Source organism: Curtobacterium sp. MCBA15_009, assembly GCF_001864895.1.
Taxonomy (GTDB): domain Bacteria; phylum Actinomycetota; class Actinomycetes; order Actinomycetales; family Microbacteriaceae; genus Curtobacterium.
The window spans coordinates 109,161-124,521 of sequence record NZ_MJGO01000039.1 but is presented as its reverse complement, the minus strand read 5'-3'; the positions used below and the strand labels follow the sequence as shown (position 1 = coordinate 124,521).

Genomic DNA, 15,361 nt, shown 5'->3' with positions numbered 1-15,361 from the left:
GGTGACTTTGGTTGTGCGAAGCGGATTCGCGCCAGCGGAGCGCGGCGCCCGCGCGCGCTACGCGAGCTCGAGCAGCACGTGGCCGGACGAGATCGTCTGGCCGACCGGGGCGTTCAGGCTCGTGACGACGCCGTCCTTGTGGGCCTGGACGGGCTGCTCCATCTTCATCGCCTCGAGGACGACGAGCAGGTCGCCCTTCACCACGGTGTCGCCCTCGGCGACCGCGAGCTTCACGACGGTGGCCTGCATCGGCGAGGCGACGGACCCGCCCGACTTCGCGACACCGCCGCGCACGGCCGACGAGCGGCGCTTCGGGGGAGCGGAGGGACCGGCGGGACGACGCCCCGCGGCCGCGCCACCGCCGACGATCGACGGCATCGTGACCTCGATGCGCTTGCCCTGCACCTCGACGACGACGCTCTCGCGGGCGGCCGGGGCGGGGAGCTCCTCGGGGGAGCCGCTCCACGCCGGGATGTCGTTCTGGAAGTCGGTCTCGATCCACTGCGTGTACACGGAGAACGGCTCGTCGTCGGGGGTCGCGAAGGCCGGGTCCGACACGACCGCGCGGTGGAACGGCAGCACGGTCGGCAGGCCGGTGACCTCGAACTCGGCGAGTGCCCGTCGCGAGCGTTCCAGGGCCTCGGCGCGCGTGGCGCCGGTGACGACGAGCTTCGCGAGCATCGAGTCGAACGAGCCGGACACGACGTCGCCCGACACGACGCCGGAGTCGACGCGGACGCCGGGGCCGGACGGCGCGTTGAACGCGTGCACGGGGCCGGGCGCGGGGAAGAAGTTGCGACCAGGGTCCTCGCCGTTGATGCGGAACTCGAACGAGTGCCCGCGGGGCGTCGGGTCGGAGTAGTCGAGCGTGCCGCCCTCGGCGATGCGGAACTGCTCGCGGACGAGGTCGATGCCGGTGACCTCTTCCGAGACGCAGTGCTCGACCTGCAGGCGGGTGTTCACCTCGAGGAACGACACGGTGCCGTCGGCCCCGATGAGGAACTCGCAGGTGCCGGCGCCGACGTAGCCGACCTCGCGCAGGATCGCCTTCGACGACTCGTACAGTCGCTCCTGCTGTTCGTCGGTCAGGTACGGCGCGGGGGCCTCCTCGACGAGCTTCTGGTGGCGACGCTGCAGCGAGCAGTCGCGCGTCGAGACGACGACGACGTTGCCGTGCTCGTCGGCGAGGCACTGGGTCTCGACGTGGCGCGGCTTGTCGAGGTACTTCTCGACGAAGCACTCGCCGCGGCCGAACGCCGCGATGGCTTCACGCGTCGCCGACTCGAACTGCGAGGCGACCTCCTCGCGCGTCCGTGCGACCTTCAGGCCGCGGCCACCGCCACCGAAGGCCGCCTTGATGGCGACCGGCAGGCCGACCTCGTCCGCGAACGCGATGACCTCGGAGGCGTCCTTGACGGGCTCGATGGTGCCGGGGGCGAGCGGCGCCCCGACCTTCTCGGCGACGTGGCGCGCGGAGACCTTGTCGCCGAGGCGCTCGATGGACTCCGGCGACGGACCGATCCAGGTCAGCCCCGCGTCGATGACGGCGCGGGCGAAGTCGGCGTTCTCGGCCAGGAACCCGTAGCCCGGGTGCACGGCATCCGCGCCGGAGCGACGGGCGACCGAGATGATCTTGTCGATGACGAGGTAGGTGTCGGCGCTCGTGGTGCCGTTCAGCGCGTAGGCCTCGTCAGCGAGGCGTGCGTGGAGGGCGTCACGGTCCTGGTCGGCGTAGACCGCGACCGATGCCTTGCCTGCGTCGCGGGCCGCACGGATGATGCGGACGGCGATCTCGCCGCGGTTCGCGATGAGGACCTTGCTGATACGGGGCATGAGACATCAGCGTATTCGTGCGGTCGCGGGACGAATTGACCGGCATCCACAAAGAACCGGCCCCGCACAGTGCGGATGTCTACAGCGACCAGAGATCGTGCCAGTCGATGCCGAAGCCCCGCAGGAGCATCGTCCGCAGCATCGGCAACGACATGCCGATCACGGCCGACGGCGCGCCGTCGATCCGGGTGATGTACGCCGCCGCCCGACCGTCGATGGTGAACGCGCCCGCCACCTCGAGCGGCTCGCCGGTCGCGACGTACGCGTCGATCTCGTCCGCCGAGACGTCGTCGGCGAAGGTGAGCACCGCGCTGTCGACCGCGACCACGCGGTCGCCCGCGGCGGCCAGCGCCGACCCGCCGGGCGCGACGTCACCCAGGTCCGGGACCCCGGCAGGCGACGTGACCAGGGGACGGACGGGAGGCACGGTGCGGGCCGCGTCCGGGCCTCCCGTCCGCCCCGTGGCCGGGTCCACGTCGCGGCGCCGGTCGACGACGCAGTGTCCGCTCCACAGGGTCCCGCCGCCGGCGGCGAGCATCTGCCGCCAGCGCTCCCGGGCGACCGCCGGGTCGTGCGGCTTGCCGTACAGGCGTCCGTCGACCTCGAAGGCGGAGTCGCCGCCGAACACCACGCCGTCCACCGGCGAGCCGGCGACGGCGGCGTCCGCGACGGCCGACGCCTTCGCGACCGCGAGGAGCGAGACGAGCTCGGGGCCGGTCAGGTCACGGCCGAGGGACGCGGCGGCGGCGGCACCGGCGGCGTCCTCGTCGACCCCGGGGGAGACGAGCACCGGCTCGATCCCGGACTGGGCGAGGAGGGCTCGGCGGGCGGGGGATGTACTCGCGAGGTACAGACGCATGGGACCATCTCACCATGGGTGAATCCGTCGGCACGCTGCTCGAACTCGACGTCACCGGGATCGCCCACGGCGGCATCTCGGTGGCACGGCACGAAGGCCGGGTGGTCTTCGTCTCGGACGCGATCCCCGGGGAGCGCGTCGTCGCCCGGGTGACCGAGGACCGCAAGAAGTCGTTCTGGCGTGCCGACACGGTCAGCGTCGTCACCCCGAGCGAGCACCGCGTCGACCACGTCTGGCCGGAGGCCGCGCTCGACCGCGACCCCGAGACGCGCCCGGGCGGTGCCGAGTTCGGGCACATCGCCCTCGCCCACCAGCGCACGCTGAAGCACGACGTCCTCGTCGACGCGTTCGCGCGGTTCGCCCGGACGGACCTCGCCGAGGTGCTCGGCCACGACGTCGTCGTCGAGGCGGCGCCCGGCGACGACGCCGCGAACGGCCTCGGTTGGCGCACCCGCGTCCGGCTGCACGTCGACGAGCACGGCACCGCCGGCCCGTTCGCCGCCCGTTCGCACTCCGTCATCCCCGTCACCAGCCTGCCGCTCGCGAGCGCCGCGGTGCAGCAGAGCGCGCCGCTCGGCCGTGGCGTGATGCCGGGCTCGTCGGTGATCGACGTCCTCGCGCCGAGCGGGTCCGAGGGGGCACGGCTCGTCATCGACGAGCAGAAGCCCACGGTCGTGACCGAGGTCGTCGGGGAGCGCACGTTCCAGGTCGACGACAACGGCTTCTGGCAGGTGCACCGCGCCGCGGCGACCGTGCTCACCGAGGCCGTGCAGGACCTGGTCGACCGCGACCGCCTCGACCCCGAGGGCACCCACCTCGACCTGTACGGCGGTGTCGGCCTGCTCGCCGCAGCGCTCGGCGACCTCGTCGGCCCGAAGGCGCGCATCACGAGCGTCGAGAGCGCGGGGCGCGCGACCGAGCACGCGCAGGAGAACCTGTCCGAGTGGATCGGCGCCCGCGCCGAGACCGGGCGCGTCGACCGCTGGCTCGCGAACACGGTGGCGAACGCCTCGCGCGCCGAGCAGGACCGCTTCCGCGCCGGCACGATCGTCCTCGACCCGCCGCGCGCCGGCGCCGGACGCCAGGTCGTCGAGCAGATCGCGGCACTGGCACCCGCACAGGTCGTCTACGTCGCCTGCGACCCCGTCGCGCTCGCCCGCGACGTCGCGACCTTCGCCGACCTGGGGTACACGCTCGAGGCGCTGCGGGCCTTCGACCTGTTCCCGCACACGCACCACCTCGAGGCGGTCGCCCGGCTCGTACCGACGCGCTGAGGTCGTCCCAGCATCGCCCGGGTCCCGCCGAGGGCCCGAGCGCCGGAACCTGAGCCGCGTGGCGCACCGTCCGGACTCCCCACCTGAGTCCGGGCTGGGTATCCTGGGTACTCGATGGCGACCCGGTTTCAGGGGCCGGGCCTGCGCATCGGGACGAGAGGCCACAGTGGCAGCAGGAACGACAACCACCAACGAGACACCCGCGACGGCCACCAGGCCGGTCCGGGTCGCGATCGTCGACGACCACGAGTCCGTCCGACTCGGGATCCAGGCGGCGTGCCAGAACGAGGGGTTCGAGGTGGTGCTCACCGCCGCGAGCGTCCCCGAGTACGTCGAGAACCTCGACGGGCGAGAGGTCGACGTCGTCGTCCTCGACCTGTCCCTCGGCGACGGCTCGACCGTCACCGAGAACGTCAAGGGCGTGCAGGGCACCGGATCGGCGGTGCTCGTGCACTCCATCGCCGACCGCGTCGCCAACGTCCGCGAGGCACTGGCAGCAGGGGCTGCCGGCGTCATCCCGAAGTCCTCGGCGACGAAGACCGTGATGGCCGCCGTCGCGACCGTCGCGCGCGGGGACGTCCTCAACAACCTCGAGTGGGCGAGCGCGATCGACGCCGACCGGGACTTCGCGAAGGCGCAGCTCGGGCGCCGCGAGCGGGAGATCCTGCACCTCTACGCATCGGGCCTGCCGCTCAAGCTCGCCGCGCAGCAGCTCGGCATCGGGTACTCCACCGCCCGCGAGTACCTCGACCGCATCCGCGTGAAGTACGTCGAGGTCGGCCGACCCGCGCCGACCAAGGTCGACCTGCTCCGCCGCGCGGTCGAGGACGGGATCCTCCCCGGGCTCGACTCGGGGATCGACCCCGACGGCGACGGTCGCTGAGTCCGATGGCGATCGCGGCTGAGCCGGCGCCCGGGTTCGCCGGAGCGGTGGGCCCGGGGGCCGGCGCGCTGCGTCCCGCGGCCCAGCGTGCCGGCGCCCGGGCCGGTGCGGTCCCCGCCTCGCCCGGTGCGCCCGAGCACGGCCCGGTCCCACCGGGACTCGACGGCACGGCACCGTTCGGCGGCGACCCGTCCCGCAACGTCCGCACCTCGATCACCCAGGCGTCGGTCGAGCGCGCGTTCGCCGTGCTGCTCGCCATGGCCGCGATCGGCCTGGGGATCGTCGACGCGCCGGCCGTGCTCGAGCAGCTGCCCGCCCTCGACCCGTTCTGGGGACCGCTCGTCGCGCTCGCGCTCGGCGCCTCGTTCGTCTTCGTGGGCGTCTCGGCGTTCGTGCCGCGGGTCGCGCAGCTCGCGCAGATCGCCTGCGCGCTGCTGTTCCTCGTCGCGCTCGTCAGCTGGCCGGCCACCGTGCAGGACCCGATCCCGGCGGGGCAGCAGCCCTGGCCGTGGTGGTTCTGCACCGTCGGGTCGACCGCCGCGGCGATGGGCTTCGCCACGTGGCGCGCGACGATCTACACGGCACTCGTCCCGGCGGTCTACGTGGTGGTGCGCCTCGCGCCGGTCGGCGGCGAGGTCGGGCTGACCCGCGCGCTGCTCGACGGTGTCTACACGGCGCTGCTCAGCGGCGCCGTCCTCGTCATCGCGGTCGTCCTGCGCCGTGCGGCCTCGGCCGTCGACTCGGCGCAGTCCACCGCCGTCCGCCGGTACTCGTTGGCGATCCGGGAGCACGCGACCGAGGTCGAGCGGGTCCAGGTCGACGCCATCGTGCACGACAGCGTGCTCACGACGCTGCTGTCCGCCGCCCGCGCGGACACCCTCGAGGCGAAGACGCTCGCCGCGCGGATGGCCCGGAACGCGATCGACCACCTCGAGGCCGCCGCGACGGACGGCCCCGGCGAGGCGCTCCCGGTGACCCTCGCCGAGCTCCGCACGCGGATCGGGGACGCCGTCGGTGCACTCGCCGCGCCGGTGCGCATCGTGCCGCCCCGGCCAGCGCATGCCGCGCCGCTCCGGCTGCCGGCCGCCGTCGCGGACGCCCTCGCCTCGGCGGCGCTGCAGGCCGCCGTGAACAGCGTGCAGCACGCCGGCGGACCCGACGTCGACCGCTGGGTCCGGATCGAGCAGCGCGGCGACGGCATCCGGGTCGAGGTGGGCGACGACGGGCGCGGCTTCGACGTCGCGGCGATCCCGTCCGAACGGCTCGGCGTGCGGCGCTCGATCATCGAGCGCGTCACCACCGTCGAGGGGACGGCCGAGGTGCACACCGCCCCCGGCGCCGGTACCCGCGTCGAACTGCGCTGGACCGGGGCAGCGGCCGGATCGGGGGCCTCCGCGTGAGGGTCTCGCTGCCGGCGAGCGTCGCGCTCGGCCTCGCCTCGCTCTTCTCCGTCTACCACCTGGTGCTCGCGCTGTCGTCGCTGTCCCGGGTCACCGAGGTCGGCCCCGTCATCACCTGCATGGTGCTGTACGCCGCGGCGACCGGCACGGTGCTGTTCGTGCCGGGCAAGGTGCTGCCGGTCTGGAGCGCGTGCTTCGCCCTGGCGACCGCGCTCGTGATGCCGGTCGTGTCGGCCCCGGTCGTCCGCGAGATCACCCCGGGTGCGGGCTACGTCACCTGGTGGATCGCCGCGGTCGGCACGCTCATGGTCGTGCTCGTGGTGCGCGGCCGCGGCCCGTTCGCCTGGGTCGGTGTGCTGTTCCTCGCCGTGCACACCATCGCGTGGGCCGGGCTCGACGCCCTCGGGTCGCTCGGCGTGCTCGGCAGCGTGGCCTGGGTCGCGATCGCGACGGTCTTCGCCGCGGCGATGAGCCGGGCCACCCGGAACACCCGCGAGCTCGTGCGCGCCGAACAGGAGACCGCCGACTGGCAGGCCGCGCAGGACGCCCACGTGTTCGAGCGGCAGTTCCGCCTGCGCCAGACCACCCGCATGGCCTTGCCGATGCTGCAGCGGATCATCGACTCGTGCGGCGACCTCGACGAGGCCGACCGCGCCGAGTGTCTCAACCTCGAGCAGGCGATCCGCGACGAGATCCGCGGCAGGTCGCTGCTCTCCGACGACGTCCGCGACGAGGTCATGCAGCTGCGGCGACGGGGTGCCACCGTCCAGCTGCACGACGACGGGGGACTCGACGACCTCGACGCCGAGGACGTCCGACGCATCCACGCGCGCATCGCCGAGGCGCTCCGGCAGGCCCGCGACGCCGACAACGTCATCGTCCGCACGGTGGGCGAGGGCGCCGAGGCCGCGGTGACGGTCGTGGGCCTGCGGCTCGACGTCGCGGCGAGCGAGTCGGCCGCACTCGGCGCCGGCATGGACGACGACGACGGTGACGAGGACGACTCCGTGGCGCTCTGGCTCGAGATCCCGCGGCACGAGACCGTCTGACGCGGGTCGCGGCGGCGCGGGGTCGCGCGGCGACTGCGCAGATTCCGACACGACACGAGGTGATCGACGCGTGGAGCGTCGGACATGCGCACGCATGCGGTGCGTGCGCATGTTCCGACACGACACCAGGTGATCGACGCGTGGATCGTCGCGAAGGTGGTGCGCGCCGCAGGGTACCCGAGACAGCGGACGCGCTGCGGGGGCGGCCGGGGGGCGCGTGGCAGCGCTGCCACGGGCCTCCCGGCCGCAACTTGGTCGCGCCGGGCCGGCGCCGACGGCTGACGCGACCACCCCGACGACGCACGAGGTGATCGACGCGTGGACCGTCGCGGAGGGGTGCGCGTGCGAACGCCCCCGGAAACGGGGAACGGGCCGGTCGGAGTCCGACCGGCCCGTTCACGACCCGAGGCTGAGCGACAACCCGAATGTCGCCCTGCCTCGATGCGGTCGATGGCGTCGTACCCTAGTCGGCCACCGACCTGCGATGTTCTTCAGAGAAGGACACCGAACACGTCAATCTTGCCCCCGCCCGCAACCCGTGTCAGTCATCATTTCGGGGGACAAATCAAGCGGATCTGGCCCGATTCCGCGTTCCCTGCCCCCCGATCGAGGGGATACCGACCGGGAAGTGCAGCCTGCAACGTGCTCACGGAGCACTCCCCGCAGGGGTACATCAGCGGAGCGACCGGCTCCAGGCGCCGCGGCCGTGGTCGAGCGGGCGACGCAGGCCGCGTGCGGATGACTCCCAGCCGGCCCGGGGCCGGTCGACGACCTCGGCACGACCAGCGGCCGCAGCCTCGTCGGCCTGGCGCTGCAGGACGGCGACGACGGCGGCGAGCTCCTCGGGCGAGGGGTCGCCGGACACCACGTGGACGTCGGCGACCGACGTCGGCTCGTCCGCGGGGACGGGAGCTGCGTGACGACCCATCAGTGCACGCCCATCAGAGGGGGATGTTCCCGTGCTTCTTCGGCGGCAGCGTCGCACGCTTGCCGCGCAGCGACCGGAGCGCTTTGATCACCGACACGCGCGTGGCGTGCGGCTGGATGATGCCGTCGAGCTCGCCGCGCTCGGCCGCCAGGTACGGCGACGCCACGTTGTACGTGTACTCGTTCGCGAGCTTCGTGCGCACGGCGGCGACGTCCTCGCCGGACTCCTCGGCGCGCTTGATCTCGGCGCGGTACAGGATGTTCACGGCGCCCTGACCGCCCATCACGGCGATCTCGGCGGTCGGCCACGCCAGGTTGATGTCGGCGCCGAGCTGCTTCGAGCCCATGACGATGTACGCGCCGCCGTACGCCTTTCGGGTGATGACGGTGACGAGCGGCACGGTGGCCTCGGCGTAGGCGTAGAGCAGCTTCGCACCGCGGCGGATGACGCCGGTCCACTCCTGGTCGGTGCCGGGCAGGTAGCCGGGCACGTCGACCAGGGTGAGGATCGGGATGCCGAAGGCGTCGCAGAACCGCACGAAGCGCGCGGCCTTCTCGCCGGCGTCGATGTTGAGCGTGCCGGCCATCGCCTGCGGCTGGTTTGCGATGATGCCGACCGTGCTGCCCTCGACCCGGCCGAAGCCGATGAGGATGTTCGGTGCGAAGAGCGGCTGGACCTCGAGGAACTCGCCGTCGTCGACGACGTGCTCGATGATCGTGGTGACGTCGTACGGCTGGTTCGTCGAGTCCGGGATGACGAGGTCGAGCTCGTGGTCGGCGTCGGTGGTCTCGAGCTCGGGGGCGACGTCGTACGCCGGCGCGTCGGACAGATTGTTGTCCGGCAGGAACCCGATGAGCGAGCGGGCGTAGTCGAGCGCGTCGGTCTCGTCCTCGGCGAGGTAGTGGGCCACACCGGAGACCGCGTTGTGCGTCTGGGCGCCGCCGAGCTCCTCGAAGCCGACGTCCTCGCCGGTGACGGTCTTGATGACGTCGGGGCCGGTGACGAACATGTGACTGGTCTTGTCGACCATGATGACGAAGTCGGTGAGGGCGGGGGAGTACACCGCACCGCCGGCCGCCGGGCCCATGACGATCGAGATCTGCGGGATGACGCCGGACGCCTGGGTGTTGAGGCGGAAGATCTCGCCGTACTTGCCGAGCGCGACCACGCCCTCCTGGATGCGCGCGCCGCCGGAGTCGAGGATGCCGATGATCGGCACACCGGTCTTCAGCGCGTGCTGCATGACCTTGATGATCTTCTCGCCGGCGACCTCGCCGAGCGATCCGCCGAAGACCGTGAAGTCCTGGGCGTACACGGCGACGTTGCGGCCGTGGATCGTGCCGACGCCGGTGACGACCGCGTCGCCGTAGGGGCGCTTGGCGTCCATGCCGAACGAGGTGGTGCGGTGCCGCACGAACTCGTCGAACTCCACGAAGGAGTTCTCGTCGAGCAGCTGCTCGATGCGTTCGCGCGCGGTGCCCTTGCCCTTGGCGTGCTGCTTCGCGATGGCGGCTTCGCCCGCGGCGGTCACGGCTTCGTGGTACCGGTCGCGGAGGTCGGCGAGTCGGCCGGCCGTCGTCGAGAGATCGGGGGTGTCTCCTGTGGTCACCCGCTCACCCTACCGGCGGCCAGGACGGGGTCGGTTGGAGGACCCCCACGGTTCCTGCCCGTACATTTGCGTGCATGTCCACACCCGCGTCGTCGTCCTTCCCCGTCACCGGCAGCGCGGTCCGGGCGTCCGGAGCGACCCTCGAGACGCCGGCGCGGACCGGTTCCACCAACGCGGACCTGCTCGACGTCGCGACCGCCCGGCAGCACGGGAGCGTCGTCGCCACGATGGACCAGACCGCCGGCCGCGGTCGGCTCGACCGCTCGTGGTCCGCCCCCGCCGGCGAGACGCTCGCCGCGAGCGTGCTCGTCCGGGCCGACCTCGACGACCGCGACCGCGGGTGGCTGCCCCTCGTCGCCGGTGCGGCGATGCGCGACGCCGTCGCGTCGGTCCTGCCGTCCGACGCAGCGGTCGTCGTGAAGTGGCCGAACGACGTGCAGGTCGCCGGCGACAAGGTGTGCGGGATCCTCTGCCAGGTCGCCACGGACGGCAGCGTCGTCGTGGGAGCCGGCGTCAACCTCACCATCCCCACCGACCGGTTGCCGACGCCGACGTCGACCTCCCTCCGCCTGGCGGGCGCGGTCGACGACGCCCCCACCCTGGCCGACGCGGTCCTGTCCGCCTTCCACCGGGCCCTCCTGGAGGCCGTGGTCGCCCTGGCCGCCGGCGGTCCCGCCGCCGAGACGGTCCGGTCCCGTGTCCGCGCAGCGTGCGGCACGATCGGTCGCCGCATCCGCCTCGAACTGCCCGACGGCACGGTCGAGGAGGCGGAGGCCACCGGCATCGACGACGAGGGCCGCATCACGATCCGGGATCGAGCCGGCGCGGCCAGGGGCGTCGCCGTGGGGGACGTCACCCACCTGCGGTATGCATGACGGCATGACCGCCGAGCCGCCGCCCGAACGCGTCGTCGCGCGCCTGCGACCGCACGCTCGGCGCCTGGTGCGCCCGGCCGTGTTCGTCGTGCTCGTGACCGCCGCCGGCGGGTTCGGCTTCGGCGTCTTCCAGGCCCAGCTCGCGTGGCTGAACGCCGTCGTGGCGGGCCTCGTCGTGCTCCTCGTCGTGGTCGGCGGCGCCGTCCCGCTCTTCCGGTGGATGTCCGAGCGGTACATCGTGACGACCCGTCGCCTGGTCGTCGTGCAGGGCCTCGGCACCCGCACCCGGCACGAGCTGCTGCACTCCCGCGGGTACGACGTCACGGTGCGCCGCCGCGGGCTGCAGGGGCTGTTCCGCTCCGGCGACGTGCTGGTGTTCCCCGGTGAGGACCCGGCCGTGGTGCTCGCCGACGTGCCGCACGCCGACCTCGTCGTCGCCGTCCTGCACGACCTGGTGGAGGCGTACGAGGCCAGGCGCCGGCACCGCGAGCCGGACTGGGACGAGATCGTCGGCGGTCCGGACCACCGACCGCCGTGGGGCGACGTCCGCTCCTGACGGCGGGGGCCGCGCCGGGCGGCGGGGCCGTGCTGGCATCTGCGCGAGAAACCGGTAGCGTCTTCGCGTGCGTATCTCTGTGATCGGCTGCGGCTACCTCGGTGCCGTGCACGCCGCCTCCATGGCCAAGCTCGGACACGACGTCGTCGCCGTCGACGTCGACCCCGCGAAGATCGAGCGGCTCGCCGCGGGCGAGGCCCCCTTCTTCGAGCCCGGGCTGCCGGAGATCCTGACCGAGGCGCTCTCGTCCGGCCGGATCCGCTTCACCACGGACATGGCCGAGGTCGCCGGCGCCCAGGTGCACTTCCTCGCCGTCGGCACCCCGCAGGGCCCGACCGGTGCCGCGGACCTGACCTACGTCGACGCGGCCGTCGCCGCGCTCACCCCGCACCTGTCCGCCGGCGAGTTCGTCGTCGGCAAGTCGACCGTGCCCGTCGGCACCGCCGCGCGGCTCGCCGACGAGGTCTCGGCCGCCGTGCCGGGGGCGACGCTCGTGTGGAACCCGGAGTTCCTGCGCGAGGGCTTCGCGGTGCAGGACACCATCAGCCCGGACCGCTTCGTCTACGGCGTGCCGGACGGCGAGGACGGGCAGCGCGCCGTCGCCGCGCTCGACGAGGTCTACGCCGAGGCGCTGTCGACCGGCACCCCGCGACTCGTCGTCAACCTGCCGACGGCCGAGCTCGTCAAGATCAGCGCGAACGCGTTCCTCGCGACCAAGATCTCGTTCATCAACTCGATGGCCGAGATCGCCGAGGTCGCCGGCGCCGACGTCACCGCGCTCGCCGACGCCATCGGCCACGACGCCCGCATCGGCCGCAAGTTCCTGAACGCCGGCCTCGGCTTCGGCGGCGGCTGCCTGCCGAAGGACATCCGCGCGTTCCAGGCCCGGGCCGACGAGCTCGGCGTCGGTGAGTCGCTCGCGTTCCTGGCCGACGTCGACGCCACCAACCTGCGCCGCCGTGCACACGTCGTCGACCTCGCCCAGGAGCTGCTCGGCGGCGACGTGGCGGGCAAGCGCGTCGCGGCGCTCGGCCTGGCCTTCAAGCCGAACTCCGACGACGTCCGCGACTCGCCGGCCCTCGACATCGCCGCGCGTCTGCACGCCCTCGGCGCGACCGTCTCGGCGTACGACCCCGAGGCCGTCGGCACCGCCCGTCGGGTGCACCCCGAACTCGACTACGTCGAGCGCGCGTCCGAGGCGCTCACCGGCGCCGAGCTGGTGCTCGTGCTCACCGAGTGGACCGAGTTCCGCGAGCTCGACGCGACCACCGTGGCGTCGCTGGTCGCCAGCCCGGTCGTCGTCGACGGCCGGAACTGCCTGGACCGCGACGCCTGGACCGCAGCCGGCTTCACGTACCGCGGCATGGGGCGCTGAGGCACTCCGTGGCCCCCCGGGTGCGGCGCGTCCTGCTCGACGGCGTCCGCGGGCGCGACTGGGCCACCCCGGTCGTGCTCGCGGCCACCCTGTTCGTGCTCGTCGCCGCCGTCGCCCGGATCGCGTCGACGGAGCCGCTCAGCAGCACGGACGAGTCGGCGCACGTCGACTACGCACTCCGGGTGTGGCACGGGCAGCTGCCGGTCCTGATGGACGGCGTGCGCTTCCGGCCCGGCTTCGGCCACCACCCGCCCGTGCAGTGGGTCGCGCAGCACCCGCCGCTCTACTACGTCCTGCTCGCGCCGCTCGTCGGCCCGCTCGTCGACGGGGGACACCCGGTGCAGGCGGTCGTCGCGGCGCGCGTCGTGAACGCGCTCGTCGTGGCCGGGATCGTCCCCGCCGCGGCCTGGGCGGCGTCGCGCTGCTTCCCGGGGGCCCGTCGACTGCCCGCCACCGTCGCCGTCGTCTCGGCCTTCACCGCGGTGCTCGTCGTGCAGGCCGGCGTCGTCTACAACGACTCGCTCGCCGCGCTCCTCGGCGCCCTCGCCTGCGGCGTGGCCGGCGCCGCCCTGCGCTCCGGTCTCACACCGCGCCTGCTCGTCGGCGGCGCCCTCGTGACGGCCGCCGGCATGACCACGCGGCTGTCCTTCGCGCTCTGGCTGGTGGCCGTCGCGGTGGCGTTCCTGCTGGCCCGGACGGTCCGGCTCGGCCGGCTCCGGGGCGTGTGGGCCCGCGTGGTCGTCGCGCTCGTACCGGTGGCCGCCGCCGCGGCGGCGTCCGGGTGGTTCTGGGTGCGCAACACCATCGTCGCCGGGTCGTTCAGCGGTCGGCCGAAGCCGTGGCCGGGCTGGGTGCCCCGCGCCCACTTCACCGACGGCGAGGTGGCGACGAAGCCGTCCTTCTGGAAGCAGCTCTTCGCGCTCTACCGCGGTGCGCTCGACCTGCGCGACCCCGTGCCGTGGACGCTCCTGCTCGTGCCGCTCCTGCTCGTGGCGGTCGCCGCCGTGGTGCTCGTGGTGCGCCGCGCGACCGACCGGCGGGGGGAGCGTGCCGTCCGGTCCGCCGAGGCCTGGCCGCGCGCGCTCGTCGTCGCGATGCTCGTGACCGTCGTCGTGCTCTTCGTGCTCGTCGAGATCCGCTACATGGCCGGTGGCGGTGCGCCGATCAACCGCTACACGCTGGCGGTCTGGGTACCGATCGCCATCGCCGTGGCGGCCGGGCTCGGGGCGTCGCGGCGCGCGGCCGTGGTGCTCGTGCCGGCGTGGACGCTCCTGGCCCTCGTGCCGATCTGGTCGCTGCTGCACTTCGCGGGCGCGACGCTCGTGCCGCACTCGAGGACCCTGGTGCTCGGCGCGACGGTGCTCGCCGGCGTGCTGACCGCCGCGACGATCGTGCTCTTCGTGCTCGGCGAGCTCGACGGCCTCCGCCGGCGCCGGCAGGACGACACGACGGCGGCACCGACGACGGCGGTACCGACCGCGCCGGCGCCGACGGCGACCCCGGACGGGGATCAGCCGATCGCGTCGGACAGCACCGCGCGGTAGCGCTCGCCGATCCGCTCGGTCGAGAACTCCGCCGCCGACGCGACGGCCCGCTCCTGGTAGCGGGCGCGCGCGGCGTCGTCGGTGAGCACGCGCTGCAGCGCGGCCCGGAGCGCCGGGACGTCGCCGGGCGGCACGAGCACGCCGGACACGTCGTCCTCCACCACGTCACGGATGCCGGGCAGGTCGCTCGCGACGATCGCGGCACCGACGGCGGCGGCCTCGAGCAGGGTGACCGGCAGGCCCTCCTGGTCGCCGTTCGCTGCGGGGATCGACGGCACGGCGACGACGGTCGCGGACGCGAGGGTCTCGAGCACCTCGGTGCGGCCGCGCTGCCCGAGGAACGTCACGGGGAGTCCGGCCGCCTGCTGCTCGAGCTGCGCCCGGTAGGGACCGTCGCCGACGACGGTGAGCCGCCACGGCACGTCGTCGCCGAGGCCGCGGAGCGCCTCGACCAGGTTGCCGAAGCCCTTCTTCTCGACCAGGCGGCCGACGGCCACGACGTGGTGTTCCTGGGCGGGCACGCGGGCGCGGGTGTCGCGGGCCGGACCGAGGTCGACGCCCATCGGGATCACCGTGGACCGGGACTCCGGCACGCCCCACTCCGTCAGGCGGTCGCGCATCTCCGAGTTGACGGTGGTGACGTGGGCGGACCGCCCGAAGACCCAGCGCTTGAGCCGGACGAGCGGCGCGGCACGCAGGGCGTAGATGTCGCCACCGTGCGTGGTGACGACCACCGGCACGCCGGGCGCCGCGAGCGTCGCCACGAGCGCCTGCGGGATCGCCCAGTGCGCGTGGATGACGTCGGGCCTCGCCGACCGCACGACGCGGCGCACGGCGAGGTACTGCGCGAGCACGAGCGCCGGCACCTGCACGATCCGGGAACGCCGCTCCTTGAGGTTGTCGAGGATCGCGCCGTCGGCCAGGTCCTCGAACGCCTTCGGGAAGTACGGGAAGCGCCGGACGCCGACGTCGCCGATCCGCTCCGTCTTGGCACCACCGGGCACCCGGGGCGTGAGCACCATCGTGTCGAAGCCCAGGGCCTCCTGGTGGGCGAGGTCGAGCACGAACGCGGGCACGCCGTCGTCGGGGTGCGCCGGGAACGTCGAACCGAGGACGAGCAGGCGGGGTCGGGCGGTGTGGTCGGTGCGGGACATCGTGCCTTTCCGGGGGTGGCGG

At 73.6% G+C, this 15,361-nt stretch carries 13 protein-coding genes; 8 read left to right on the top strand and 5 right to left on the bottom strand.

The genetic code is table 11. The features are described from left to right. Positions 1-57: 57 nt before the first annotated feature. Both BIU97_RS13780 and BIU97_RS13775 read right to left on the bottom strand, forming a co-directional pair. Complete coding sequence (locus tag BIU97_RS13780) at positions 58-1,833, bottom strand: acetyl/propionyl/methylcrotonyl-CoA carboxylase subunit alpha (RefSeq protein WP_071261491.1); 1,776 nt, start codon at positions 1,831-1,833, stop codon at positions 58-60. A gap of 79 nt (positions 1,834-1,912) precedes the next feature. Beyond that, positions 1,913-2,692, bottom strand: coding sequence for a Maf family protein (locus BIU97_RS13775; protein WP_071261496.1), 780 nt, complete (start codon positions 2,690-2,692; stop codon positions 1,913-1,915). Between the two features lie 14 nt (positions 2,693-2,706). Here BIU97_RS13775 and BIU97_RS13770 point away from each other — a divergent pair, with 14 nt between their 5' ends. The 4 genes from BIU97_RS13770 (at position 2,707) to BIU97_RS13755 (ending at position 7,298) form a co-directional block, all read left to right on the top strand. After that, a complete protein-coding gene (locus tag BIU97_RS13770; RefSeq protein WP_071261498.1) occupies positions 2,707-3,966 on the top strand; it encodes a class I SAM-dependent RNA methyltransferase in 1,260 nt (419 codons plus the stop codon). 166 nt (positions 3,967-4,132) lie between these two features. Continuing rightward, a complete protein-coding gene (locus BIU97_RS13765; protein WP_071261508.1) occupies positions 4,133-4,849 on the top strand; it encodes a response regulator transcription factor in 717 nt (238 codons plus the stop codon). 5 nt (positions 4,850-4,854) lie between these two features. Continuing rightward, positions 4,855-6,249, top strand: coding sequence for a sensor histidine kinase (locus BIU97_RS13760; protein WP_071261511.1), 1,395 nt, complete (start codon positions 4,855-4,857; stop codon positions 6,247-6,249). Beyond that, complete coding sequence (locus BIU97_RS13755; protein WP_071297964.1) at positions 6,246-7,298, top strand: hypothetical protein; 1,053 nt, start codon at positions 6,246-6,248, stop codon at positions 7,296-7,298. The genes BIU97_RS13760 and BIU97_RS13755 overlap by 4 nt, the downstream gene beginning before the upstream one ends. A 673-nt stretch (positions 7,299-7,971) precedes the next feature. On the opposite strand, the gene BIU97_RS13750 is transcribed toward BIU97_RS13755, so the two are convergent. Together BIU97_RS13750 and BIU97_RS13745 are read right to left on the bottom strand one after the other, a co-directional pair. Beyond that, entirely contained in the window at positions 7,972-8,226 is a 255-nt protein-coding gene (locus BIU97_RS13750) for an acyl-CoA carboxylase subunit epsilon (RefSeq protein ID WP_071261521.1), read from the bottom strand. Positions 8,227-8,239: 13 nt separating this feature from the next. Beyond that, positions 8,240-9,835, bottom strand: coding sequence for an acyl-CoA carboxylase subunit beta (locus BIU97_RS13745; RefSeq protein WP_071261524.1), 1,596 nt, complete (start codon positions 9,833-9,835; stop codon positions 8,240-8,242). 74 nt (positions 9,836-9,909) lie between these two features. Between BIU97_RS13745 and BIU97_RS13740 the strand changes: the two genes are divergently transcribed. From BIU97_RS13740 to BIU97_RS18155, 4 genes are all read left to right on the top strand, one after another. Next, positions 9,910-10,710, top strand: a complete 801-nt coding sequence (locus BIU97_RS13740; protein ID WP_071261541.1) for a biotin--[acetyl-CoA-carboxylase] ligase — start codon at positions 9,910-9,912, stop codon at positions 10,708-10,710. A gap of 4 nt (positions 10,711-10,714) precedes the next feature. Next, positions 10,715-11,266: a PH domain-containing protein gene (locus BIU97_RS13735; RefSeq protein ID WP_071261544.1), complete on the top strand. Its 552-nt coding sequence runs from the start codon at positions 10,715-10,717 to the stop codon at positions 11,264-11,266. A 67-nt stretch (positions 11,267-11,333) separates the two neighbouring features. Next, positions 11,334-12,641: a UDP-glucose dehydrogenase family protein gene (locus BIU97_RS13730; RefSeq protein ID WP_071261548.1), complete on the top strand. Its 1,308-nt coding sequence runs from the start codon at positions 11,334-11,336 to the stop codon at positions 12,639-12,641. Between the two features lie 8 nt (positions 12,642-12,649). Further along, entirely contained in the window at positions 12,650-14,185 is a 1,536-nt protein-coding gene (locus tag BIU97_RS18155) for a hypothetical protein (RefSeq protein ID WP_071261554.1), read from the top strand. On the opposite strand, the gene BIU97_RS13720 is transcribed toward BIU97_RS18155, so the two are convergent. Next, positions 14,152-15,339 (bottom strand): glycosyltransferase, encoded by a 1,188-nt coding sequence (locus BIU97_RS13720; RefSeq protein WP_071261564.1) that lies wholly within the window; start codon positions 15,337-15,339, stop codon positions 14,152-14,154. The genes BIU97_RS18155 and BIU97_RS13720 overlap by 34 nt on opposite strands. Positions 15,340-15,361 lie beyond the last annotated feature (22 nt).

Excerpts from the sequence above, each read along its gene's own strand:
- BIU97_RS13770 (WP_071261498.1), top strand. The coding sequence starts at position 2,707 with ATGGGTGAATCCGTCGGCACGCTGCTCGAACTCGACGTCACCGGGATC.
- BIU97_RS13775 (WP_071261496.1), bottom strand. The coding sequence starts at position 2,692 with ATGCGTCTGTACCTCGCGAGTACATCCCCCGCCCGCCGAGCCCTCCTC.
- BIU97_RS13740 (WP_071261541.1), top strand. The coding sequence starts at position 9,910 with ATGTCCACACCCGCGTCGTCGTCCTTCCCCGTCACCGGCAGCGCGGTC.
- BIU97_RS13760 (WP_071261511.1), top strand. The coding sequence starts at position 4,855 with ATGGCGATCGCGGCTGAGCCGGCGCCCGGGTTCGCCGGAGCGGTGGGC.
- BIU97_RS13735 (WP_071261544.1), top strand. The coding sequence starts at position 10,715 with ATGACCGCCGAGCCGCCGCCCGAACGCGTCGTCGCGCGCCTGCGACCG.
- BIU97_RS13780 (WP_071261491.1), bottom strand. The coding sequence starts at position 1,833 with ATGCCCCGTATCAGCAAGGTCCTCATCGCGAACCGCGGCGAGATCGCC.
- BIU97_RS13750 (WP_071261521.1), bottom strand. The coding sequence starts at position 8,226 with ATGGGTCGTCACGCAGCTCCCGTCCCCGCGGACGAGCCGACGTCGGTC.
- BIU97_RS13720 (WP_071261564.1), bottom strand. The coding sequence starts at position 15,339 with ATGTCCCGCACCGACCACACCGCCCGACCCCGCCTGCTCGTCCTCGGT.